Origin of the sequence: Pseudarthrobacter chlorophenolicus (assembly GCF_000962805.1) — a bacterium.
In the GTDB taxonomy this organism is placed as follows: Bacteria; Actinomycetota; Actinomycetes; order Actinomycetales; family Micrococcaceae; genus Arthrobacter; species Arthrobacter chlorophenolicus_A.
The window spans coordinates 112,365-134,301 of sequence record NZ_JZTW01000012.1 but is presented as its reverse complement, the minus strand read 5'-3'; the positions used below and the strand labels follow the sequence as shown (position 1 = coordinate 134,301).

19 protein-coding genes and 1 pseudogene are annotated in these 21,937 nt (G+C 67.4%); 10 read left to right on the top strand and 10 right to left on the bottom strand.

All coding sequences use genetic code 11. The features are described from left to right. The first annotated feature begins 65 nt into the window (after nt 1-65). From UC32_RS13430 to UC32_RS13420, 3 genes are all read left to right on the top strand, one after another. Nucleotides 66-932 (top strand): universal stress protein, encoded by an 867-nt coding sequence (locus UC32_RS13430; RefSeq protein ID WP_045731692.1) that lies wholly within the window; start codon nt 66-68, stop codon nt 930-932. A gap of 80 nt (nt 933-1,012) precedes the next feature. Then, the gene (locus UC32_RS13425; RefSeq protein ID WP_045731691.1) at nt 1,013-2,500 is read left to right on the top strand and encodes a DUF4389 domain-containing protein; all 1,488 of its coding nucleotides are present in this window, start codon (nt 1,013-1,015) and stop codon (nt 2,498-2,500) included. A 57-nt stretch (nt 2,501-2,557) separates the two neighbouring features. Continuing rightward, nucleotides 2,558-3,016, top strand: a complete 459-nt coding sequence (locus UC32_RS13420; protein WP_045731690.1) for a universal stress protein — start codon at nt 2,558-2,560, stop codon at nt 3,014-3,016. Between the two features lie 54 nt (nt 3,017-3,070). On the opposite strand, the gene UC32_RS13415 is transcribed toward UC32_RS13420, so the two are convergent. Next, the gene (locus tag UC32_RS13415; protein WP_045731689.1) at nt 3,071-3,508 is read right to left on the bottom strand and encodes a universal stress protein; all 438 of its coding nucleotides are present in this window, start codon (nt 3,506-3,508) and stop codon (nt 3,071-3,073) included. Between the two features lie 287 nt (nt 3,509-3,795). Here UC32_RS13415 and UC32_RS13410 point away from each other — a divergent pair, with 287 nt between their 5' ends. Further along, complete coding sequence (locus UC32_RS13410) at nt 3,796-4,419, top strand: response regulator (protein WP_045731688.1); 624 nt, start codon at nt 3,796-3,798, stop codon at nt 4,417-4,419. Nucleotides 4,420-4,434: 15 nt separating this feature from the next. Here the strand turns inward: UC32_RS13410 and UC32_RS13405 are convergent, their stop codons facing one another. Further along, nucleotides 4,435-6,087 carry a sensor histidine kinase gene (locus UC32_RS13405; protein WP_045731687.1) on the bottom strand — a complete coding sequence of 551 codons (1,653 nt, stop codon included), beginning with the start codon at nt 6,085-6,087 and terminating at the stop codon, nt 4,435-4,437. Nucleotides 6,088-6,343: 256 nt separating this feature from the next. Here UC32_RS13405 and UC32_RS13400 point away from each other — a divergent pair, with 256 nt between their 5' ends. The 3 genes from UC32_RS13400 to UC32_RS13390 all read left to right on the top strand — a co-directional run bounded on the left by UC32_RS13400 (nt 6,344) and on the right by UC32_RS13390 (nt 9,704). After that, nucleotides 6,344-6,802 (top strand): pyridoxamine 5'-phosphate oxidase family protein, encoded by a 459-nt coding sequence (locus tag UC32_RS13400; RefSeq protein WP_045731686.1) that lies wholly within the window; start codon nt 6,344-6,346, stop codon nt 6,800-6,802. 74 nt (nt 6,803-6,876) lie between these two features. Further along, the gene (locus UC32_RS13395; protein WP_045731685.1) at nt 6,877-7,743 is read left to right on the top strand and encodes a universal stress protein; all 867 of its coding nucleotides are present in this window, start codon (nt 6,877-6,879) and stop codon (nt 7,741-7,743) included. Further along, entirely contained in the window at nt 7,704-9,704 is a 2,001-nt protein-coding gene (locus UC32_RS13390; RefSeq protein WP_200896386.1) for an HAD-IC family P-type ATPase, read from the top strand. Before UC32_RS13395 ends, UC32_RS13390 begins: the two co-directional genes overlap by 40 nt. Here UC32_RS13390 and UC32_RS13385 read toward each other — a convergent pair. From UC32_RS13385 to UC32_RS13370, 4 genes and pseudogenes are all read right to left on the bottom strand, one after another. Further along, nucleotides 9,619-11,348, bottom strand: a pseudogene (locus UC32_RS13385) (cation-translocating P-type ATPase); the annotation flags it as partial. The gene UC32_RS13390 and the pseudogene UC32_RS13385 sit on opposite strands and share 86 nt — an antisense overlap. Beyond that, the gene (locus UC32_RS13380) at nt 11,348-11,776 is read right to left on the bottom strand and encodes a universal stress protein (RefSeq protein ID WP_235423663.1); all 429 of its coding nucleotides are present in this window, start codon (nt 11,774-11,776) and stop codon (nt 11,348-11,350) included. The pseudogene UC32_RS13385 and the gene UC32_RS13380, both read right to left, overlap by 1 nt. 79 nt (nt 11,777-11,855) lie before the next feature. Continuing rightward, nucleotides 11,856-13,718, bottom strand: coding sequence for a heavy metal translocating P-type ATPase (locus tag UC32_RS13375; RefSeq protein WP_045731711.1), 1,863 nt, complete (start codon nt 13,716-13,718; stop codon nt 11,856-11,858). Between the two features lie 85 nt (nt 13,719-13,803). Further along, nucleotides 13,804-14,271 carry a pyridoxamine 5'-phosphate oxidase family protein gene (locus UC32_RS13370; protein ID WP_045731684.1) on the bottom strand — a complete coding sequence of 156 codons (468 nt, stop codon included), beginning with the start codon at nt 14,269-14,271 and terminating at the stop codon, nt 13,804-13,806. A 132-nt stretch (nt 14,272-14,403) separates the two neighbouring features. Here UC32_RS13370 and UC32_RS13365 point away from each other — a divergent pair, with 132 nt between their 5' ends. Both UC32_RS13365 and UC32_RS13355 read left to right on the top strand, forming a co-directional pair. After that, the gene (locus tag UC32_RS13365) at nt 14,404-14,874 is read left to right on the top strand and encodes a pyridoxamine 5'-phosphate oxidase family protein (protein WP_045731683.1); all 471 of its coding nucleotides are present in this window, start codon (nt 14,404-14,406) and stop codon (nt 14,872-14,874) included. Between the two features lie 475 nt (nt 14,875-15,349). Further along, complete coding sequence (locus UC32_RS13355) at nt 15,350-15,868, top strand: GyrI-like domain-containing protein (RefSeq protein WP_045731682.1); 519 nt, start codon at nt 15,350-15,352, stop codon at nt 15,866-15,868. Between the two features lie 48 nt (nt 15,869-15,916). On the opposite strand, the gene UC32_RS13350 is transcribed toward UC32_RS13355, so the two are convergent. Both UC32_RS13350 and UC32_RS13345 read right to left on the bottom strand, forming a co-directional pair. After that, the gene (locus UC32_RS13350) at nt 15,917-16,354 is read right to left on the bottom strand and encodes a DUF1003 domain-containing protein (RefSeq protein ID WP_045731710.1); all 438 of its coding nucleotides are present in this window, start codon (nt 16,352-16,354) and stop codon (nt 15,917-15,919) included. 93 nt (nt 16,355-16,447) lie between these two features. After that, on the bottom strand, nt 16,448-17,941 hold the full coding sequence (locus UC32_RS13345; RefSeq protein WP_045731681.1) for a DUF5129 domain-containing protein: 1,494 nt from the start codon (nt 17,939-17,941) through the stop codon (nt 16,448-16,450). Between the two features lie 333 nt (nt 17,942-18,274). Between UC32_RS13345 and UC32_RS13340 the strand changes: the two genes are divergently transcribed. Next, nucleotides 18,275-19,330, top strand: coding sequence for a zinc-dependent alcohol dehydrogenase family protein (locus tag UC32_RS13340; protein ID WP_045731680.1), 1,056 nt, complete (start codon nt 18,275-18,277; stop codon nt 19,328-19,330). Nucleotides 19,331-19,405: 75 nt separating this feature from the next. Here the strand turns inward: UC32_RS13340 and UC32_RS13335 are convergent, their stop codons facing one another. Further along, a complete protein-coding gene (locus UC32_RS13335; protein WP_045731679.1) occupies nt 19,406-20,956 on the bottom strand; it encodes a flotillin family protein in 1,551 nt (516 codons plus the stop codon). A 132-nt stretch (nt 20,957-21,088) separates the two neighbouring features. After that, nucleotides 21,089-21,901 (bottom strand): IclR family transcriptional regulator, encoded by an 813-nt coding sequence (locus UC32_RS13330; protein WP_045731678.1) that lies wholly within the window; start codon nt 21,899-21,901, stop codon nt 21,089-21,091. Between the last annotated feature and the right edge of the window lie 36 nt (nt 21,902-21,937).

The following is a 21,937-nucleotide window of genomic DNA, read 5'->3' as shown; positions in this document are numbered from 1 at the left end:
GCTGGGAGCGGCCACCGCCTCCTGAGTCCGCCCATCACTGCACACGAAAGACCAGGAAGCCGGCCATGACATCACGTAAACCGATTGCCGTTGCCACCAACGACTCGGCGCAAAGCCAGGCGGCGGTGCTGTGGGCCGCGCACCGGGCGGAAAAGTCCGGGGTACCGCTGGTGGTCCTCCACGTCGTGGACGACCGCTGGGTGGCCGAGCCCTATCCCTGGTTCGGGGTTCTGGAGGAAGCAGGCGACCAACTGCTGAAAACTGCGGCAGGGCGCGTCCGGGGCGCAACAGCGGCCACGGTCACCACACGGCTCCTGACCGGGAGCGTGGGCGGTTCGCTGGCGAAGTACTCGGGCAAGGCGTCGATGCTGGTGATCGGTTCCGGCTCCGGACACCTGGGCGGAACCCTGGCAGACAGGGCCCTGCAGGTCGCGGCCTCCGCCAAGGTGCCGGTGGCCGTCGTCGGCACGCAGGACCTTGCCGGACGGTCCGGCGTGGTGGTGGGGATCGACGGCTCCCGGGAGGCCACGCAGGCTGTCGCTTTTGCGGCTGCGGAGGCTGACCGGGAGGGCGATGAGCTCACCGTTGTCTACGCCGTCAGGATGCCGGACCCAGTAACGGATGCCGGGCTGGCCCCGGCCAGCCTGGCCGAGATGGTCTCCGAAGAGGAACGCGTGGTCCTCTCCGAGACGGTGGCGGGCCTCGAGGAGGACTACCCCGACCTGAAAGTGCACCGGGTGATGGACACGGAACGGGACCCCGTGGACGCGCTGGTCCACGCGGCAGGCGAAGCAAGGATGCTGGTGGTGGGAAGCCGCGGCCGCGGCGGCATCAAGCGGCTGCTGCTGGGTTCCACTGCCCACGGGGTGCTCAAGCACCTTCCCTGCCCCACCGTCATCACCCGGATCCAGGCCGGCAAGAACAAGGCCTGACCTGGAATGGAATCCGGCCAGGCAGGGGGCCGGATTCCGCCCTCCACACTGTCCGCACCATCAGTTCCAGGGGCGACACCATGAGAAAAACCGCAGCAATCATCATGCTCATCCTGGGGATCCTCCTTTCGCTGGTGGGCCTCACAGCGCTCGCCGGAGGTGCCGTCGCCATGGCGGTGGGGACCGCGCAGGGAGATGGTTTCCTTACCTCCGGCACGGCGCGGCTGTCAGTCGCATCGCACGCCCTGACCTCGCCCCGGCTCGATGCCATCGGCGAGGGTGTTCCGCCACGCCTCCCCTTCGATCTTGGCACCCTGCGGCTGCGGGCCGCGCCGGTGGACGCCGCTAAGGAAATCTTCATCGGGATCGCGCCCCAGGCCGACGTAGAGAAGTACCTGTCCGGCGTCTACCACTCGGAACTGCTCGACGTCGAAATGCAGCCGTTCCGGGCCGAATACCGCGACATACCCGGCACTGCCATCCCCGCAGCGCCCGCCCAGCAAACATTCTGGGCTGCCTCCGCAACGGGCCCCGGCGAACAGGAACTCACCTGGGACCTTGCGGCCGGGAACTGGTCGATTGTCCTGATGAATGCCGATGCCAGCCAGGGCGTGGCAGCAACGCTGCAGGCCGGGGCCCGGTCTGACCTGATCCGGCCGGCCGCCACAGGCCTGCTGGTGGGCGGCGCCATTGCCTTGGTGATCGGTGTTCCTCTGCTGGTCTTCGGGGCCATGGGCCTGGGCCGCCATACCGGCCCGCCAGCACAGGGACCGGGTGCACCGGGACTTCCGGTGCAAGCGCTGGAGCCCACGCAACATATGGCAGAACTGGCGGACCGGGCGCCTTACCCGGCCCGGCTTTTCGGTGAGCTGGATCCCAGGCTGTCCAGGGGCCTGTGGCTGGTCAAGTGGCTCCTGGCAATTCCGCACTTCGTCGTGCTTGTCTTCCTGTGGTTCGCCTTCGCAGTGACCACTATCGTGGCCGGGTTCGCGATTCTTTTCACCGGCCGCTTCCCGAGGGCACTGTTCAACTTCAACGTCGGAGTAATGCGCTGGAACTGGAGGGTGGCGTTCTACGCCTATGCCGCCGCCGGCACGGATCTCTATCCGCCCTTCACCCTGGCGCACGCCGATTATCCGGCCGACTTCGACGTGGACTATCCGGAGCGGCTTTCCCGGGGACTCGTGCTGGTCAAATGGTGGCTGCTGGCCATTCCACACCTGCTCATCGTGGCTGCCCTCGCCGGCACGGCCTGGACGTCGCGGGCGGAAACCACAGATCTGGGAACCACGTATGAGCGCAGCACAGGGATTTCGCTGCTGGGGATATTGGTTCTGGTGGCCGTGGTGGCGCTCCTCTTCACAGGCCGCTACCTGCGCCCGCTGTTCGACCTGATCATGGGCATCAACCGCTGGATCTATCGCGTCATGGCCTACACGGCGCTGATGCGGGACGAATATCCGCCCTTCCGCCTCGACCAGGGACCCGGGGAACCGCCGCCGCCCGCGGGCCAACCCGTCCGGCAGGAAGTACCCGTACCCGGAACTGGCACAACGCCCCAGCCCTAGACGCCGGGCAGGGCAACACGGACATGACCGCCGGGACTAACCACTAAAGGAGTTGAAATGGGTTCTGCCGGAGCACCGTTCGGACGGATCGTGGTGGGAGTGGACGGCTCGGAGGCCTCCATCGAGGCGCTGCGGCAGGCGCAGCGCCTGGCGGTGCCGCTCGGCGCCAAGGTCGAGGCCCGTGCCTATTGGGATTACCCGCAGGCCTACTCCGGCTACATGCTGATGGGCATCGAGGGATTCGAGGAGCGGGCCGGCCAGATCCTCGACGAGGCGGTCAGGACCGCCTACGGTGACCAAACGCCGTCGAACGTTTTGGCCAGCCTGGTCCGCGGACACCCCCGGGATTCGCTCATCGAAGCCAGCCGCGACGCTGACCTGCTGGTGGTGGGCAGGCGCGGGCACGGCGGCTTCGGTGGCCTGCTCCTGGGCTCGGTCAGCTCGGCGCTGGTGGCACACGCCCACTGTCCCGTGCTGGTGGTGCACACGCCGGAGGCCCTTGCGGAAACGGCGTGACAGCGGCGCGGAACGGGACGGTGCGGGTCAGGACGGCGCGGAGCGCGACACGGGTCAGCGCCCGGCGTCGGCCGCTTCCGCCCGGGCCGGAACCACCAAAACCGGACAGTGGGCATGGCCCACGCAAGCGGAACTCACCGAGCCCGGGACGAAACCAGCGTGCCCGTGCCGGCCAACCACCAACAGAGCAGCTTCCCTGCTGCCGTCAATCAGGAGGTGCGCTGCGCTGCCCCGCAGGAGCCGCCCGCGGATTTCCGGTGGCACCGCCGATCCGAAAGCATCATGGAGCGCCTGCTTGGCCGCGAACTCGAATCCGTCGATGCCAACGGCCAGGTATAGCCCGAAACCGGCGGGAACATCCCAGCACGCCCATGCCTCCACAGCGGCGTCCAGCGGCCCCGCCAAAGCGCGGGCAGTCCGCAGCGCCTGGACCGAAGCGTCCGATCCATCCACGCCCACAATGATCCTGGGCTGCCCTCCGCCGGCTTCCATGGTGGGCTCCGTTCCCTATGCCGATGCACGCCTGTTCCAACCCTGCTGAAGGTGCAGCCGGCCGGGTAGGGCCTTTGGTCACCGGGCAGCCACCGCAAGATCCGGTACTTTCCGACTTTGGTCCCTTACATCCGCGGACAACGGGCGCAAGAATGGTACTTGCCCCTCCCGGGGCTGCCCGCACAGCGCAGCGGGTGCAGGCGTGGTCCTTATGAAAACGGGAGCGTAACGTGCAAAGGCTTGAGAGTGACTCGGGGGAAGCTGGAAATCCGCAGGAACCGCTACGCGTGTTCATCCTCGATGACCACGAACTTGTCCGGCAGGGGTTGAAGGACCTGCTGGAAGGTGAAGGATTCGTGGTGGTCGGCGAAAGCGGATCGGCCGCCGAGGCCACCCGCCGGATCCCGGCGCTTCGCCCGGACATTTCCATCCTGGACGGGCGTCTGCCGGACGGCACCGGGATCGAGGTTTGCCGCGACGTCCGTTCGCTCGATCCGCGGCTGAACTGCCTCATCCTGACCAGCTACGACGACGAACAGGCCATCCGGGGAGCCGTCCTCGCCGGAGCTGCGGGCTACATCCTCAAGCAAATCAGGAGCGATGACCTCCTGGCCGGTATCCGCAAGGCCGCCACAGGCGCCTCCCTGTTCGAGCCCGGGGTGCGGGAACGGATTGTCTCCGGACTGGCCCGGACCCCGACGGACCCGAGGATGGAAGGACTCAGTGCGCAGGAGAAGAAGGTGCTGTCCCTGGTGGGGCAGGGCCTGACGAACCGCCAGATCGGTGATGAGCTGTTCCTGGCCGAGAAGACCGTCAAGAACTATGTCTCGTCCATACTGTCCAAACTCGGCTTCGAGCGCAGGACACAGGCGGCCGTGTTCGTCACCAGGAACAACCAGGAAGCACACTGACGCGGCCGGGCACCGTCAGGCCAGTCCCACACGCCACCGGACCCGGGTCCCCTTGCCCGGTTCGCTGTCTATGCTGCAGCTGCCCCCAAGCAGCTCCGCCCTGTGCCGCATGTTGGCCAGCCCGCTGGTCAGCGGCGGCTCGTCAAAGCCGCATCCGTTGTCCGAAATGACCAGCTCCACGTCATCCGCGGACGCCGTCACCGCCACGCGGATCTCAGCTGCACCGGAGTGGCGCGCTGCGTTGCTCAGGCCTTCGGACAGGACGGAGAGCAGGTGCCCGGCCACGTCCTCAGGGATGGTGTCGTCAACAGGGCCGCTGAAGGCGACGTTGGGCACGACGGCGTAACCCCGGGATGTCTCTTCGGCCACCTTGAGGATGCGGCCGGTCAGCGGTTCCTGGTTGCCGCCGGTCCGCAGCGAATAGATGGTGTCGCGGAGCTTCCGGATGGTGTCATCCAGTTCGGCGGTGACGGCGGCGATCCGTTCATGGGCCACCGGATCCGGTGTGTAGCGGCGGAGGCTCTGGATGCTCAGGCCTGCGGCGAACAGGCGCTGGATCACCAGGTCGTGCAGATCGCGGGCTATCCGTTCCCTGTCCGTGAACAGGAGGTTCTGTTCACGGAGGGCGTGGACCCGGGCAAGGTCGAGCGCCAGCCCGATCCGGCTGCCGAATAATGCACTGGACTCCACCTCCGCCTGGGTGAATGGGCCCGAACCAGACGTCCGGGCAAGGATCAGCACGCCGTTGTCGCTTCCGCTGTGGCCAAGCGCGCAGACCAGCACCGGGCCGAGCTTTTCGACGACGCCGTCGTCAAAAACCTGCTGGGGATCCCGTACCATCACGGACTTCCCCGTGCTGATGACGTCGTCGACGACGCCGGAAGCCTTGATCTCCCGGCCCGCCTGCAGGCTCTGGACGCCGAGCGAGGAACGGCAGCGCAGGGCGCCGTCACCGGCGGGCACAGCGATCACGGCGAGGGCTGAATCCGAAACCCGCAATGCTGTCTCCGACACCAGGTCCAGGTTCTCCGCGTCCCCGGGCCTGGGCGTGACAATCAGCCGGCTGCTCAGCTCCATCCCGGCTTCCAGCCACTTCTGCCGGCGCCTGCTGTCATCGAAATGGCGGGCATTCTGGATCGCCACGCCGGCCGCTGCGGCCAACGCCACTGCCAGGTCCTCATCCTCAGGCGTGAAATCCAGCCCGCCGCTCTTTTCCGTGAGGTAGAGGTTGCCGAAGACGACGTCGCGGACCCGCACAGGGACGCCGAGGAAGGTCTTCATGGGGGGATGGTTCTGCGGGAAACCGGAAGCGATGGGGTGCTGGCCCAGGTCGTGGAGGCGCAGCGGCCGCGGTTCCCGGATCAGCAGTCCCAGCACCCCGTGCCCGGTGGGCAGGTCCCCGATGGACCTGATGCCCTGCTCATCGATGCCTACGGTGATGAAGTGGCTGAGGCTGCGGTCCTCACCAATGACGCCCAGTGCGCCGTAGCGCGCACCCACCAGTTCGCAGGCCGAGCGGACAAGCCTGTCGAGCACGGTTTCGAGGCTGAGGTCTTCGGCCAGGCCCACGACGGCGGAGAGCAGGCCGTTCATCCTGTCCTGGGTCTGCAGCAGTTCGTCGGCGCGGGAGACAAAGTCGCGGAGGAGGTCTTCGGCGCGCTCCCGCATGGGCGAACGCCACGGCTCAGTACTCACGTCGGACCTCCTGTTGAAGCGGCCTGCTCCATTGCAGGCGTCCAGCAGCTGTGCAGCGTCAAGGGTGATGCATCCCCGGCGGACCCGCCTGCGCCTGGGCACGCAACAGGGGGCTTGGCACCATCCTAGGAGAGGATCAAGGGGCGGGGGAATGCCCGCGGCCCGCATAATTCACGCACCGGGACCTTCTTCCCTACCCTGCCTGGATTCCCGGACCTAAGCTACGGCCATGGATACAGGTGCTGTGGAAGCGGAAGCGGAAATTCTGGGCGTTCATGAGTGCTGGAAATACCTGGAGTCGACGCCGGTGTGCAGGATCGCCTTCCCGCATGGGGACACCGTTGAAATCCTGCCGGTCAACTTTGTTCCGAGCAACGGCACGGTGCTCATCCGCACCGGCGAGGGAACCAAACTGGATTCGCTGCCAGACGGCCAGGCCGTGTCCCTGGAGGCCGACGGATTCAACCAGTACGGCACCATCGCCTGGAGCGTGGTGGTCAAAGGCCGCGCCGTTGCGGCGGACGACGCCGCATCGCACCAGGAGGCCAGCGACGGCCGCCTGTCCCCCTGGCAGGCCGGGACCAAGGACCGGCTGGTCCGCGTCACCCCAGCCGAAATCACCGGACGGCGGTTCGTCATCGCTCCCCCGTCCCGCTGGGCACCGCCGGACCCTGACGGTGAACGCTGAGTCTTCCGGCCACGCATCCCCAGGCATACCCTCCCCGGCACACCCACCCAGGCGCCCCCACAGAAAGGTCAGCCATGGATACCACCAAGCCCATCGCCGTCGGCGTTACCGAGTCCGAGGCCTCCCGGGCAGCCCTGGACTGGGCGGCTGCCCGCGCCGCACGGCTCCGGCAGCCGCTGGTGCTCCTGTCCGTCCTGGATGACCACTGGATGGCGGGCGAAGCACTCGAAGCGCTCCCCTACATCGATGTGCTGCGCACCTCCGGGGAGGACCTGCTGAAGAACGCCGCTGACCGGGTCCGCAGCCAGCAACCGGGCCTGGAGGTTTCGCACGAAATGCTGGAGGGCAGCATCGGCGCCTCCCTGGGCCGTTACTCCGGGAAAGCGGCAATGCTGGTTTTGGGCAGCAGCGGGCAATCCCGCGGTGCCATGACGGACCGGGCCCTGCAGGCGGCAGCGGTCGCCGACTGCCCGGTGGCCGTCATTGGCCCGGGGAAGGCTGATGGCCGGGGCATCGTGGTTGGCGTCGACGGGTCAGAACAGGCCACCCAGGCCGTCGCCTTCGCTGCTTCCGAGGCAGACGCGCTGGGCGAGGAGCTCACGGTCCTGTACGCCTTCACCGGTCCCAACCGGTGGATCAGGGCGGGGCTCCCGTCCGGCAGTTTCGCCCGTCACGTCGTTGAGGAGGAGCAGGTGGTCCTCTCCGAGACTGTTGCCGGACTGCGCCAGGACTACCCCGGCCTGGCGGTGCACGACGTCCTCGAGACCGTCATGGAACCCGCCGATGCGCTGGTCCGTGCCGCTGCCACGGCGAGGCTGCTGGTGCTGGGCAGCCGTGGCCGCGGGAGCTTCAGCAGGCTCCTGTTGGGATCCACCGCCCACGCCGTCCTGGCCCAGCCGCCATGCCCCACCGTCATCACCAGGCTGAAGAAGCTGGGCTGAGCTCGGCCGGGGTCGCGGAACGGACCGCCCGGGGCGAAACCAACAGCGTACCTGTCGCCACCAGCCGCAGCCTGTGGGAGATTGTCCGGGCCAATGTGCTCACCCTGTTCAACGGCATCGTGGCGGGCAGCTTCATCCTGCTGTTCATACTTGGCCAGTGGCGGGATGCGCTCTTTGGCTTTTCGGCCCTGGGCAACGCCCTCATCGGAATTGTCCAGGAGTACCGGGCCAAGAAATCACTTGACCGCCTGGCCATCCTCCAGGCCGCCCGCAGCAGGGTCATCCGGGATGGGGTCCCGCAGTTGATCCCGGCAGAGGAACTGGTCACCGACGACGTCCTCCTGCTCAGCGCCGGGGACCAGGTTTCGGCGGACCTGCGGCTCCTCGATAACGGTTTCATCGAGGCGGACGAGTCGCTCCTGACCGGTGAATCGGAGCCGGTACCCAAATCCGCCGGAGCGGACCTGCTGTCCGGCTCGCTGATCCTGGCCGGCAGCGCGCGGGCCGTGGTAACCAAGGTCGGGGCAGGAACTTTCGCTGCGCGGCTCGCGGCCGAGGCCAAACGGTTCTCCCTGGTCACTTCCGAGATCCGCACCGGCCTGGACAAGGTCCTCAAGGTCATCACCTGGCTGCTGCTCCCGACGGCGGTACTCGTCGCGAACGCGCAGGTCCAGGAGGCGGGCGGCTGGGCCGGGGCCGTCAGTTCCGGTCGCTGGGTAAGCGCCGTAGTGGGCGTGGTGGCGAGCCTGATTGCCATGATTCCCCTCGGCCTGGTCCTGCTGACCAGCGTCGCCTTCGCGGTGGGCGGATTGCGGCTCTCACGGCATATGGTCCTGGTCCAGGAACTGGCAGCCGTGGAGGTACTGGCCCGGGTTGATGTCCTGTGCCTGGACAAGACGGGGACGTTGTCCACGGGCGCCATCGCCTTTGACGCGCTGCACCATACCGGGACGCCACCTCACGATGGATGGAAGGATGCCCTGGCGTGGTTTGGATCCAGGCCGGAAACCAGCACCACGGCCGCAGCCATCGGGGCTGCCTTCCACGGGGACGGACTCCTGGCCGAATCCTCATCCGTGCCGTTCGACTCAACACGGAAGTGGAGTTCGGTCACCTTTCCCTCCCCGGGCCGTGCCGGAGGCAGCTGGGTGCTGGGGGCTCCCAGTGCCGTCCTGGGACCTGCAGCCCGGCTGGGTGAGGCGCACCGGAAGGCCGGCACCCTTGCCGCCACCGGGCTGCGGACACTGGCACTGGCGCACGTGCCGGGTTCCCTGCCGCCGAACACCGCCGAAGGTGGCGGCTTCCCGGACACCCTTGAACCGGCATTGCTGCTGACCTTCCGCGAAGACATCCGGAAGGATGCGGCGGCTACTCTCGACTATTTCCGTGGCCAGGGAGTCACCCTCAAGATCATCTCCGGCGACGACCCGCGTACTGTGGCCGTCCTGGCCCGCAACGTGGGAATGGTTGGCACCGGAGCCTGCGATGCCCGCAGCCTTCCCACAGACCCGGCCCTCCTGGAGCAGGCCATGGAGGACAACGAGGTCTTTGGCAGCGTCACCCCGGCGCAGAAGCGCGACATGGTGCAGGCGCTGCAGCGGCGCGGCCACACGGTGGCGATGACCGGGGACGGAGTCAACGACGTCCTGGCACTGAAGGAGGCCGACCTTGGGATTGCCATGGATACGGCATCGCCGGCGACCAAGGCCGTGGCCCGGCTGGTGCTCCTGGACGGCCGCTTCGACAGGTTACCGGCAGTTGTGGCAGAGGGACGACGGGCCATCAGCAACGTGGGGCGCGTCTCCGTGGTCTTCCTCAGCAAGGCGGTCTACATCACCGCCATCTCCCTCGTCTTCGCGCTGCTCTTGTGGCCCTTCCCGTTCCTGCCGCGGCAGCTGTCCATCCGCGTGACTGCAGGGCCTTGGCAACCCGGAGCTTCTGCTCGGGCGACACCCTGCTGACCACGATGCCGTCCCGGTCCAGCAGCGCTCCCAGCATCTGCTCGTCCTCAGGCAGCCCGGAGCCTTCCACCACCGTCTCCGGCGTTGCGGCCAGGCCGATCTCGCGGGCGATGGCCACCGCCGTGGCCGGATGGTCACCGGTGATCATGGCCAGCTTGAGCCCGGCCCTGCGGGCTGTGCTGATGACGTCAGCCACGCCGGGCCGTGCAAGCCGATCAGGCCCAGGAGCTGCATGCTCCGTTCCAGCTCTTCCGGGGGCATGGTCATCCTGTCACCTGCCACCCCGGCCAGGTTCCGCCGTGCCACCGCAATCACCCGCAGGCCGGCGGACGCCATCTCTTCGACTTCGCCGGCGGTGCGTGCAGTGGTGCCCGCGCATAAGGGCAGCACCGCTTCCGGTGCGCCCTTGCAGAACAGATCCGTGCCCACAATGGCCGACTCCCGGCGTCGTACGGGGTCAAACGCGAGCCGTCGCGCGGGCGGCGTCCCGGAGACCGTGCCGCCGGCGAGCCGCTGCGCCAACGCATCGATGGCCGCCTCCATCGGATCGCCCGAAGCCTGCCACTCGCCGTTGCGCAGTACCGCCCTGCCCTGCGAGGCTGCGCGGGCGGCGAGCGCCGCCTCCGCGGCAGCCTCCTGCCCGTCGCCCTGCACGGCTCCGGCGGGTTCGTATCCCTCCCCCGCCACCAGGATGGTTCCGGCAGGAGTGCGGACCTCGACGGCGTTCATCCGGTTCTGGGTGAGGGTCCCCGTCTTGTCGGTGCAGATGAAGGTGGTGGACCCCAGCGTTTCGACAGCCTCCAGGTTGCGTACCAGTGCGTTCCTGGCGGCCATCCGCTGGGCGCCCATCGCCAGGGACAGGGTGACAGTGGGCAGCAGGCCTTCCGGGACGAGCGCGACAGCCACTCCGATGGCGAACAGGAACGAGTCGCGCCAGGCGATTCCCGCCAGGAGGGAGACCAGGAAGAACAGGCCGGCGATGCCCAGGGCCACCAGGACCACCAGCCGCACGATCCTGCGCAGCTCCAGGGACAACGGCGTTGGCGGCGCCACGGCAGCGCTGGTCAGTGCGGCGATCCCCGCCAGGCGCGTGCTGGCCCCCGTGGCGGTGACGGTGGCTTCGGCGTCGCCGTTGACCAGGAAGGTTCCGCCCCAGGCGGGGTCGCCGCCCGTTTTGGGGACCGGCACGCTGTCGCCGGTCAGCATGGACTCATCAACGGCACACGCAGCGGCCGTGAGCAGGATGACGTCGGCGGGGACCCGGTCGCCGGCAGTCAGGAGCACCGCGTCATCTACCACCAGGTCACTGGCATGGACAGTCCGGACCTGCCCGTCCCGCCGAACGCGGACATCGGCGGGCAGCAGGCCGCGCAGCCTGGCCGCCGCGTGCTGGGCGCGTTCCTGCTGGATGTGGGCGAAGACGCCGTTGACGATCACGACGACGATGATCGCCACCCCCAGTTGCGGCATGTCGGCAACGAAGGCCAGGGCGGCGGCCACCCACAGCATGAGGGCGAAGAAGTGGGTCAGTTCCGCCCACAGCTTGCGCCACTGCGGGACTGTTTTTTCACCCGGCAGGACGTTGGGTCCGGAGCGTTTGAGCAGTTCCGCCGCCCGCTCAGCAGTGAGGCCTGCCGCGGCCATCACGCGTTGTCCGGCTCCTGCCCCACCAGGACCACCGGGCACACGGAGCGGGCAGCGCAGGCCTTGCTGACGGAGCCCATGGATGTGCCGGGGAAGCCCCCTTCACCGTGCCTGCCCACCACCAGCAGTTGCGCGCGCTTGCTCTCGTCCACAAGGACTTTGCCCGGCGCTCCGAACCTGACCGTAACGTCGATGGCCGTGGGCCGGTGGCCGGTGAACGCCCGGCCGAGGGCGTCCTCCACCAGGCGCCTGGCGGTGTCTTCGAGTCCGGCCGTTAGCGGGTGCTCGCTGCTTTCAAGGCGGGAGACCACCAGGTAATCGGGCATGCCGATGCAGGTGATGACCTCCAGCCTGGCGCCCAGCCGGGCGGCAAGGGTTCCGGCGTACCGGAGGGCAGCCGAGGAAAATTCGGACCCGTCAACACCCACGATGACGGGCCGGAAGCTGATTCTTCGTTCATATCCACTACCTTCGCCACGGTGGCGGGGGGCCCGGAAGTGCCAAAGGTCATGCCGGTGTGCCCGGCCGCACGGTGGCGCCGCGCAGGGCACGCAGCCCGTTCAGGATGGTGGCCAGGTCCACGAGCTCCTGAAGGAGCGCACCGGTGACGGCCGGAATGTAGCCGGTCATGGCCACAGCCATCAGCCCGACGCTCAGCCCAATGCCTGTCCAGATGCTGACGAGGGCCACCGACATGGTGCGCTGTCCGATTGCCACTGCCAGGGCCACCCTGGAGAGGTCATCAAGCATCACCACCACGTCCGCGGATTCGCTGGCTGCTGTGGCGCCCTTGGCGCCCATGGCGATGCCCACGTCCGCTGCCGCAAGCACCGGCGCGTCGTTGACGCCGTCGCCCACCATGAGCACGGGCCGCTCCCGGATGGCCGCCACGGCCTGGACCTTGTCTTCCGGCAGGCAGTCCGCCTGCACCCTGGTGATGCCGGCTTCCCTGGCGATGTGTGCGGCAGTGGCGCCGGCGTCGCCGGTCAGCAACACGGTGTGCTGGACCCCCAGCCGCTGCAGCTGGTCAAGCGTTCCCACCGCGTTGGCCCGCAAAGGGTCCTTCATGATCAGCGCTCCGGCGTATGTCCCGTTGATGGCCACGTGCACCGCCAGCTGGCCGCTGCGGAGCGAGGCATCGCGGAACCCGGCCGCGGCTTTCACGAGGCCGGCCTTGCCCACCACCACGGTGTCGTTCCCGCAGACGGCCTGCACACCGTGGGTGGCCTGTTCGGTGGCTTCCGTCACCGGCAGGAGCTCCAGGTTGCGCTGGGCGGCCGCCTCGATGACGGAGGCCGCCAGGACATGGGAGGAATACTGTTCGGCAGAGGCAGCCAACTGCAGGATCCGCGCAGGATCAAAGGCCGGACCGGCACCGGATCCCGCGGCCGGTGCCGCCTGCACAGTGTCCAGGACGGGGCGCCCGGAGGTCAGGGTTCCGGTCTTGTCGAAGACGGCCGTCCGGGCGCGGGCCAGCTGTTCCAGGGTTCCGGTGTTCTTGATGATGATGCCCTTGTGGGCAGCCTGGCTGGTGCCGGCGAGGAAGGCCACGGGTGCGGCGATCAGGAGCGGGCACGGCGTGGCAACCACCAGGACCTGGGCAAACCGGACGGGGTCTGCCGAAAGGAACCAGGCGGTGGCGGCCATGGCCACCGCGAGCGCGGTGAAAGGAACGGCGTAGCGGTCCGCGAGTCGCACCACCGGCGCCCGACTGGACGAAGCCTCCTCCACCAGGGCGATAATGCGGCTGTACTGCGAGTCCGCCGCCGTGGCCGCCGCCCGCACCCTGATGGCAGCCTCGCCGTTGACGGAGCCGCTGAGCAGCAGGTCGCCCCGCACCCTTTCCACGGGAAGGCTCTCACCGGTCAGGGAGGATTCATCCATGCTGGCCGCCCCGGACAGCAGCTCGCCGTCCACCGGGACCAGTTCGGAGGGCCGCACCACCAGGATGTCGCCCGGCAGCACCTCGCCGATGGGCGTGTCCTCCAGCACCGATCCGTCGGTTTCCCGATGGGCGTAGCGTGGGGCCCTGTCCAGCAGCGACCTCAGTTCGCGGACAGCGCGGCCCTGGGCGAAGGTTTCCAGCGCCTCGCCGCCGGACAGCATGAGGATGACCACCAGCGCCGCCAGGTACTCGCCCACGGCCACAGTGCTCGCGATGGCCATGAGCGCCAGCACGTCGATCCCCCAGCGGCCCTCCCGGAGGGACCTGATCATCGCCACCGTGCGGAACACGGCCACGAGGGCTGCATAGGCGGACGCCCCCAGCCGCGCTGGCTCGTCCCGCCCCGCGAGCAGCAGCCCCAAGGTGGCGGCGAGCACCAGGCAGGTCAGGAAAACCAGGGGGGACAGGCGGACCTGGGCCCGCATCCTGGCAAGCAGCGGCTCGCCCGGCGCCGGACTGTTGCCGCCCGTCCCGGGCCCTGCGATCACGCCCGGCGGGGACGGCTGTCCCTTAGTCAAGGTCCGCCCGCGGGGTATCCAGGTGGTTCCACCACGTCAGCGGGGAAGCAACCACGAACCGCCTGCCGGTCACGGACCTCGGGACGATCCGCACAAAGTGGTCCTTGGGTCCCGCCTGCCACGGAAACAGAACAAGGCCCACGCCCTTCATCAGCTCCGGGGACGCTTCCAGGACCACCGCGCGGCCCTTGACCTCCACGCTCCATGCACGCCGCGGCTCGCCCCCGGTGCCGTCAGCTTCGAGTGCGACGCCGGCGTCCCCGCCCAGGGCGGCCAGCTTTGTTCCCTCGCCGGTACGGAACACCAGGGCCCCTTTGTCCACTTTGTAGTTGACCGGAAAGATTTCCGGGTGCCCGTCCACGAGGACTGCGAGATGGCCCACCGACACTTCGCGCAGGAGGTCCCAGCAGTCATCGGTGCTGAGCACTTCCATCTCCGGAGCCCCTGAACTGTTGTGCATACGGCCGAATGTAGTGGGCGCGGGGCTGCACCACTAGGGCATTACGGCCCAGCGCAGGGTGCTGCCGGGCGCGGCGGCACTTACGGTCTTTGGGCCCTGTTGGTCCCCCGGCCGGGCTTCTAGGATCTGGACATGACCGACAAGAACATGGTGCCCGAAGCTGAAATCCTCGATACTGACGAATGCTGGCGCTTGCTGGAGAACACGAGCGTTGGACGCCTCGCCGTGGTTGTTGATGGCCAGCCGGACGTCTTCCCGGTGAGCTTCAAGCCCGACGGCGGCGGCGTGCTGTTCCGCACCGGCAGCGGAACCAAGCTCGATGCCATGGAAGCGAACTCGCTGGTTGCCCTCGAAGCTGACAGCGTCAGCGGCGAGTTCGGGCTGGCATGGAGTGTCGTGGTCAAGGGCAAAGCAGTCCAGGACGACGCCTCGGGGACTTCGCTCAACGACACCCGCCGCGGGCTGTTCCCCTGGCAGGGGGTGGGCCAGGAGCACCTGATACGCATCGTTCCCCAGTCGGTGACCGGCAGGAAGTTCACCCTGTCCGCAACAGGAACCTGGCGGACGACGCTTGACGACGCCACCCGGGCAGGGCTCGAATAGCCGCCGCCGGTCCGGAGCCCGGAGGCGCGTCTTGGACTGTGGAACGCTTCTTCGCCGGCTCCCCTGAGGCCCTCGCGGTTTTCCGGGAAGTCAGCCGCATCGCTTCATCCTTCGGCAACGTCGAGGAACGAGCCTCCAAAAGCCAGGTCTCGTTCCGTCGGCGGCGCGGTTTTGCCTACCTGTGGCTGCCCGGCATGTACCTGAAGTCCCAGGTTCCCGTTGTCCTCTCCCTGGCGCTTCCCTTTGAGTCGGCGTCACGGCGGTTCAAGCAGATCGCCCATGCCGCCCCCCGCGATCTGGATGCACCACCTCGAAATCGCGGACGCCGGCCAGGTGGACGCCGAGGTTGCCGGATGGATGCGCCAGGCCTACGATTTTGCGGCGTAGGCGCAGGTGACTGCCAGCCGGCCCATGCGCTCGGCCATAGGGGCCAAAGGCCCTGCCGGGCCGGGCCCGCGAACGGCACGATGGTGCCATGAACACCTCCAGCAACAACGGCGACGCCGGCCAGCCGCCCCGGCAGGTGCACCTCGCAGAGCAGGCGGTCGCCGTCGTTCGTGAACAGGTCCGCATGGATGCGCTCCCGGACTTTTTCGGCCGGGCCTTCGGCACTGTCATGGCGGCAGCGCAGCGCCAGGGTGCCGCCCCGGCCGGACCGCCTTTCGCGCGCTACTACGGAATGCCCGGCGAAACAGTGGATGTGGAGGCCGGGTTCCCCATCACGGGCACGTTCACCACCACCAATGGCGTCATGGCCGGAACGCTGCCGGAGACCGATGCCGTGGAAGCGCTCCACACCGGCCCCTACGACACCCTCCAACAAACATACGGAGCCATCCAGCAGCAGATGCGGGCTGACGGGCTCACCCCTGCCGACACCATGTGGGAGTACTACCTCAGCGACCCGGAAGAGGAACCGGACCCGGCCACTTGGCAGACCAGGGTCATTTGGCCTGTCGCCCACCGGACCGGACAGTTCCACCCGCGGCCCTGATCCGGATTTGCCGGTCCCCGCCAAACAGCGCCGCACACCCGCGGAGGCCTAGGAGCGGCCCCCGCCCTCCGGCGTCGTACTCCTCTGTTTCAGGAGCGCCCGCAGCTCCTCCAGCAACTCAAGCTGCTGGCTGTTGATGGCCATCAGCCGGTCGATTTCGCCTTTGGACTGCATGTCCGTCTCGAGGTCGTGCCGTGCCATGGCTGCTGCAATCGCATCCTGCCGTTTGGCGGCAATCAGGAGGATGGCCCCCTGCAGGCCCGCCAGCATGGAGAGGAACAGGTTCAGGAGGATATACGGGTAGGGATCCCAGGCAGTGGCCGTCAGCAGATAGGTGTTAACTGCAGCCCACGCCGCCATGAAGGCCACGAATATGCCTACGAACGTCCAGCTGCCCATCCCGTTCCGGAGGACGTCCGCCGCCCGCTCGCCCCGGCTAAGGCCCTCCTTGTGCCGGGCGTGCCACGTAGTTCTGCGCTCGCTCATGAGCCAAGGGTATGCGGCGGCGGCAACAATCAGCCCTGCGGCGGCGGCAGGCCGCGTGCGGATCGGCACTGCCACGGCGGCACCTGCCCGGCGTCAGAAGCTGGACGAACTCCCGGAGCCCGAAAAGCTGCCGCCGCTGCTTCCGTAACCGGTGGTGGTGCTTCCGCCGCCACCCCGTGCTGAGCTGACACTGTTGAGGCCGGTGCTGAGCCCCGAGCTGAAAGCCGCGACATTGAAGAAGTGGTAGGACGGGTAGACGGTTCCCAGGATGCTGGGCTCATAGGTCCGGCGTTGGCTGCGCCCCAGGCCGTCCTGGGCAGCCTCCATCTGCCGGCGCATCAGTTTCGCTTCGCGTTCATTCTTCGCGAAGCCGGCTATCACTGTTGCGGCGTGGTCCTCCAGGAGCCCGGCCAACCTGCTGCGTGCCCCGTCAAGGCGGTCAAGCGCCGTTTCGGGGGAGATCCGTTCCTCAGCCAGTTCCGCGGTCCACTTTTCAATATCCCGCAGGCTGTTGTCCCGGAAGGACCGCAGCGCCGCGGCGGTGGCAGAATTCGCCTGGCCGTGGTGCCTGGTCAACAGCTGTTCGAGCCCGGACAGGTCGTTGCGGAAGGGTGCGAGTTGGCGGTCCCAGGCGGCGGGCCAGGTGGCGGCCCGGTTGAGGAAAGCATTCGTGTCCGCGATGACGTCATCGAGTGCATCGAGTTCGGTGGCGGCGTCGGCGTATTCGCGGGTGACTTTGAGGTTCCCGCGGCGGCCCAGCGAGCGTTGGCCGAGCGCATGCACCCTGTTGGAAAGATCGGTGGCAGCGGCGTACCGGTTCAGGAACGTGCGGTGCTTCTCCAGGACCTGGCTGCCGTAGCGGGAGGACTCCGGAATGGTGCCGGCGTTGAGCTCCGTGACGTCCAGGTCCATGCTGACGCTGGCGTAGCTCCTGTCACCGCGCTCAATCTCCTTCCGGCTGGCGGACCTGGTGACGGCGCGGACAATCAGCCAGGCGCCGGCACCCAGGGCGGCGATCCCGCCGCTGACCCAGGCCGTGACCAGGAAGGCTGCCGACTGGTACCAAGGCTGGTTAATCAGCTGCGCGGCACGCCGGACCCCGGCGAGGGTGCCGTCCGTCCATTGGGCGTCACGGAACAGTTCCTTGGTGGCGTCCTGGATATTGTTTCGCTGCTCCAGCGACACCTTACGGTCTTCACCCATGTACGTCCCCACGTGGCGGCCCACGGGGTCCAGGGCAAAGATGAACAGCCCGTCCGCCCACTTCTGCCCGTCCGCGCTGATCCACTCAGGATGCTCGGCGCGGGCGAACCGCAGCACTTCCTCGTTGAGGTTGTCTTCAGGCCGCCCGTTGTACGTGTACACCGCCACGGTGGTGGGCTCGTGGAAGTCCATCGCTTCAACAGCCGGGACCAGGGCGTTCCGGTCAAGCACTCCGGCGGTGTCCTCAACCAGCACGGAGGACGGCGGAACCGCGAGCGCCGGGGCTGCGTTGCCAAGCATCAGCGCAGCCACGAACAGCAGGAGTCCCGCCAGCCCGGGCAGGGTCCCCCGGCTCCGGGAGGTGTCTTCTTTTGTCAGCTGCATCCGTGTCCCCCATCGAAATTGTCCTGGTCCATTCGTATCAGCGGGCAACACTCCTGGCCAGCGGGAAGAGGACCTCCGGGGGCCGGGTTCAAGCGTCACCCCTTTCCGTCCGGCGCTTCCAGGGTCCTTGGTCCTGCAGCATCACGTGGCCCGGATACGGACCGGATGCCCGGGCCCTAAGACCCTTACCGGCGGGAGAACAGGTCTTCCATGCTTAATGCCCGGGACGCGTCCTGTTCCGCGGGCACGGAACGGCGCGGCGCAGGGAGGCCGCGCAATCGGGCGTACCGGCACACCATTCGGCGACGCACCCCCCAACAGCAAGGACCAGAGATGAAAGCGCTTGTTTACGGCGGCCCCGGGAAGAAGTCCTGGACCGATGTGCCGGCCCCTGCCATCCGGAACCCCGGCGACGCGATTGTCAGGGTGGACACCACCACCATCTGCGGGACGGACCTGCATATCCTCAAGGGTGATGTGCCCGCCGTTCAGGAGGGCAGGATCCTGGGGCACGAGGGCGTCGGCACCATCACCGAGGTTGGTTCATCCGTCACCAGCCTCAAGCCCGGGGACCGGGTGATCATCTCCTGCATCAAGTCCTGCGGACACTGCGCCAACTGCAGGAATGGCCTGTACTCGCACTGCCTCGGTGACGAGGGCGCCGCCGGGATTGGCTGGATCTTCGGCCACCTGATTGACGGGACGCAGGCGGAGTACGTCCGGGTGCCGTATGCGGAGAATTCGCTGCACCTGCTGCCGGGCGGAGTCAGCGATGAGCAGGCTGTCATGCTCTCGGACATTTTTCCCACGGGCTTCGAAATCGGCGTCCAGTACGGCCGGGTAAAGCCCGGCGACACCGTGGCAGTGGTGGGGGCAGGGCCGGTGGGCCTGGCAGCGATTGCCACCGCAGGGCTCTACGGGGCCGCAGGAATCATCGCGGTGGACCTGGACCGGAACCGGCTGGATCAGTCCCGCAGCTTCGGCGCCACACACGTGGTGGTTTCCTCAGACGCCGACTGGAAGAGCCAAGTGCTCTCGCACACGGACGGGTTGGGCGTGGACGTGGCCATCGAGGCCGTGGGCATTCCCGCGACGTTCGACATGTGCACCGAGATTGTCCGCCCGGGCGGCAATGTGGCCAATGTGGGCGTGCACGGCAGGCCGGTGGAGCTGCACCTGGAACGGCTGTGGATCCAGAACATCAACGTCAGCATGGGCCTCGTCAACGCCAACACCACCCCGATGCTCCTGCGCCTGGTGGCACAGAACAAACTGCCTGCGGAGAAGTTCGCCACCCACCACTTCGGCTTCGACCAGTTCATGGACGCGTACGACACGTTCAGCCGGGCGGCCGAGACACGCGCACTGAAGGTGGTCATTGCCCGTTGAAACCTGCCGGGTAATAGATGAAGGAAACGCCGCGGCCCGTGGGAACGGACCGCGGCGTTTCAGGGTGGAAGTGCCTTATTCCTGCCCGGGGCCCTGCGGTGTGGCCTGCTCCGGCGACTTGCCGTTGCCTGCTGAACCAACGGACGTCGCTGGCGTGCCGGCTGTTGGGGTTGCGCCCGGCTGGCCGAAGCCCTTCAGCATCTGGATGACGTCAAATCCAGTGGTGTCCTTGAGGAGCTGGGCCGTTTCGTGCACACCCGAGGAGACGTTCCTGCTCACTTGTCCAGCGCCGTCGTTCGAGATGACGGTCATGTTGCTGATGGCACCCATCGGGGCCGCGATTTCCTTCGCGATGGACGGCAGGACCTCCAGCAGCTTGTTCAGGATGGCTGCCTCGTTGAACTCGCTGTACGCCTTGGCCTGCGCTTCGATGGCCTCTGCCTCGGCCTTGCCCCGCAGTCCGATGACATCGGCCTCGGCGATACCCTGCGACTTGGTGACTTCCGCCTCGGCCAGGCCGCGGATTTTGTTGATTTCCGTTTCCGCGTTGCCCTTGGCCGTGTTGGCTGCGGCCAGCGCCTGGGCTTCCACCTCGTTGCCGGCAGCCCGCAGTTTCCTGGTCTCCAGTTCGGCGGCCGCCTCCACCTTGGTGGCTTCCGAGATCCGGGTACGGCGGGACAAATCCGCCGCCGCTTCCGTTTCCACCTTGTACTTGGCGGCATCGGCGGGCTTGCGGACCTCGATGTCGAGTTCCTTCTCACGGAGTTCCGCCTGGCGCGCCACTACCTGCTGGTTCTTCAGGATGATCGCTTCCTGCTGGTCAGCCTGTGCCAGCGGGCCGGCAGCATCGGCCTCAGCCTGGCGGGCATCGGTTTCCTGCTTGAGTTCAGCACGGCGGAGCGCCAGCTTCTGCTCCGCCTCGGCCGTCTTCTGGTCCGCGAGGGCTTTCGCCTCAGCTGCCTCGCGCTGTGAATTGGCCTCGGCGATGCTCGCATTCCTGGCCACCAGCGCAGCTTCGGGGCGCCCCAGGTTCTTCAGGTAGCCGCCGGTATCGTCCACGGACTTGATCTGGAAGGTGTCGATCACCAGGCCCTGGTTGGTCATGGAGTGTTCAGCTTCCTCCTTGACCGAGGCCGCGAACTGGGCGCGGTCCTTGATGATCGCGTCAACGCTCAGTGTGCCAACAATCGAGCGCAGCGAACCGGAGAGGGTTTCCTGCGTGTAGTGGTCAATGGCGTCCTGCTGGTCCAGGAACCGCTGGGCGGCTTTGCGGACCGAGACCTTGTCGCCTCCGACCTTGACCTGGGCGACACCTGTCAGCTTGAGCTGGATGCCGTTGTTGGAAATCGCTTCGATGGTCACCTCAACCTGGCGCGAGGACAGCGAGATGTGGCTGACCCGCTCGGTGATGGGATTGACGAATGCCCTGTTGTTGATGATGACCCGCGACTGGTCATCGGAGGTTTCGTTCGTCGTGTTCGGATCGCTCTTGCCGGTAATCAGCATCGCCTCGTTGGGCTTGGCGAACCTGATGCTCTTGGTATAGAAAATGAATCCCGCGATGAGCAGCACCACCACTGCTGCGGCGGCGATCAGGACGATCACCATGGTTCCCCCAATAATCATGTCTCCCCTTATTCACATGTTGAATTTCTCCAGTCACTTTACGTGGCAAAGCCTGCCACGGGAATCCTGCCGGTGCGGTGGCGGGTTTAGGGCACCGCAACGGGACTGCCAGGACGTACGACGGCGGGCGGACTAGCGGATGCCGGCGGCACGCAGGGTGCGCGCCAGTTCCGCAGCCGCGGACTGGAGCGTCGCCACGGTCTCGGCGAGGACATCCTCAGTGGCCAGTTCAACCGGAATCGAACAGCTCATGGCGTCCGTTCCCGGAATGCGGTACGGGACCACGACGCTGACGCAGCAGAGCCCCACGGTATTCTGCTCCCATTCCACCGCGTGCCCCGACTTCCGGAATTCAGCCAGTTCGGTTTGCAGGGCGTCGAAGCCGGACACTGTCTTGGGCGTCAACTGGGCGTAGGGGCCCGGTCCAAGCCGCTGCCGCACTTCATCGTCGGTGTACTCGGAGAGGATCGCCTTGCCCAGCGCCGTCACCTGCGCAGGAAGCTTACGGCCAACGCGCGATGAGAGCCGGCGGCGGTCTACCGCCTGGCGAGTCGCCAGGTAGATCACGTCCGAGCGGTCCAGCCGGGCATAGTGGGTGGTGAAGGTGGTTGCATTGCGCACTTTTTCGAGGATGCCGGAGACGTGCTCCATGACGGGATCCCGGTCAAGGTAGGCCGTGCCGCACAGCAGCGCGTGCGTACCGATCCGGTAGGCGCCTTCGGGAGTCTGCTCTATCCAGTTCAGTTCAAGCAGAGTCAGCAGGAGCCAGTGAAGGCTGGACCGGGGGTACCCGGTCAGCTTGAAGATCTCCGCCGTGGTCAGCGGCTGTGGCGCTGCCGCCACGAGTTCGAGGATCGCTATGGTCCGCTCGGCGGACTTGACCAGCTTCACGTCGCCGCCGGAAGTCTCCGCCCGCGCGCCGTCCTGTACATCGAGCGACGCCATCAGCGCTCCCCCTTCCGCCGCGATCCGGGCCTGGCG

Bases quoted from the DNA above. Each gene is read 5' to 3' on its own strand.
- UC32_RS13430 (WP_045731692.1), top strand. From the start codon at position 66: ATGACATCACGTAAACCGATTGCCGTTGCCACCAACGACTCGGCGCAA.
- UC32_RS13425 (WP_045731691.1), top strand. From the start codon at position 1,013: ATGAGAAAAACCGCAGCAATCATCATGCTCATCCTGGGGATCCTCCTT.
- UC32_RS13420 (WP_045731690.1), top strand. From the start codon at position 2,558: ATGGGTTCTGCCGGAGCACCGTTCGGACGGATCGTGGTGGGAGTGGAC.
- UC32_RS13415 (WP_045731689.1), bottom strand. From the start codon at position 3,508: ATGGAAGCCGGCGGAGGGCAGCCCAGGATCATTGTGGGCGTGGATGGA.
- UC32_RS13405 (WP_045731687.1), bottom strand. From the start codon at position 6,087: ATGCGGGAGCGCGCCGAAGACCTCCTCCGCGACTTTGTCTCCCGCGCC.
- UC32_RS13400 (WP_045731686.1), top strand. From the start codon at position 6,344: ATGGATACAGGTGCTGTGGAAGCGGAAGCGGAAATTCTGGGCGTTCAT.
- UC32_RS13395 (WP_045731685.1), top strand. From the start codon at position 6,877: ATGGATACCACCAAGCCCATCGCCGTCGGCGTTACCGAGTCCGAGGCC.
- UC32_RS13390 (WP_200896386.1), top strand. From the start codon at position 7,704: ATGCCCCACCGTCATCACCAGGCTGAAGAAGCTGGGCTGAGCTCGGCC.
- UC32_RS13375 (WP_045731711.1), bottom strand. From the start codon at position 13,718: ATGCGGGCCCAGGTCCGCCTGTCCCCCCTGGTTTTCCTGACCTGCCTG.
- UC32_RS13370 (WP_045731684.1), bottom strand. From the start codon at position 14,271: ATGCACAACAGTTCAGGGGCTCCGGAGATGGAAGTGCTCAGCACCGAT.
- UC32_RS13365 (WP_045731683.1), top strand. From the start codon at position 14,404: ATGACCGACAAGAACATGGTGCCCGAAGCTGAAATCCTCGATACTGAC.
- UC32_RS13355 (WP_045731682.1), top strand. From the start codon at position 15,350: ATGAACACCTCCAGCAACAACGGCGACGCCGGCCAGCCGCCCCGGCAG.
- UC32_RS13350 (WP_045731710.1), bottom strand. From the start codon at position 16,354: ATGAGCGAGCGCAGAACTACGTGGCACGCCCGGCACAAGGAGGGCCTT.
- UC32_RS13345 (WP_045731681.1), bottom strand. From the start codon at position 17,941: ATGCAGCTGACAAAAGAAGACACCTCCCGGAGCCGGGGGACCCTGCCC.
- UC32_RS13340 (WP_045731680.1), top strand. From the start codon at position 18,275: ATGAAAGCGCTTGTTTACGGCGGCCCCGGGAAGAAGTCCTGGACCGAT.
- UC32_RS13335 (WP_045731679.1), bottom strand. From the start codon at position 20,956: ATGATTATTGGGGGAACCATGGTGATCGTCCTGATCGCCGCCGCAGCA.
- UC32_RS13330 (WP_045731678.1), bottom strand. From the start codon at position 21,901: ATGGCGTCGCTCGATGTACAGGACGGCGCGCGGGCGGAGACTTCCGGC.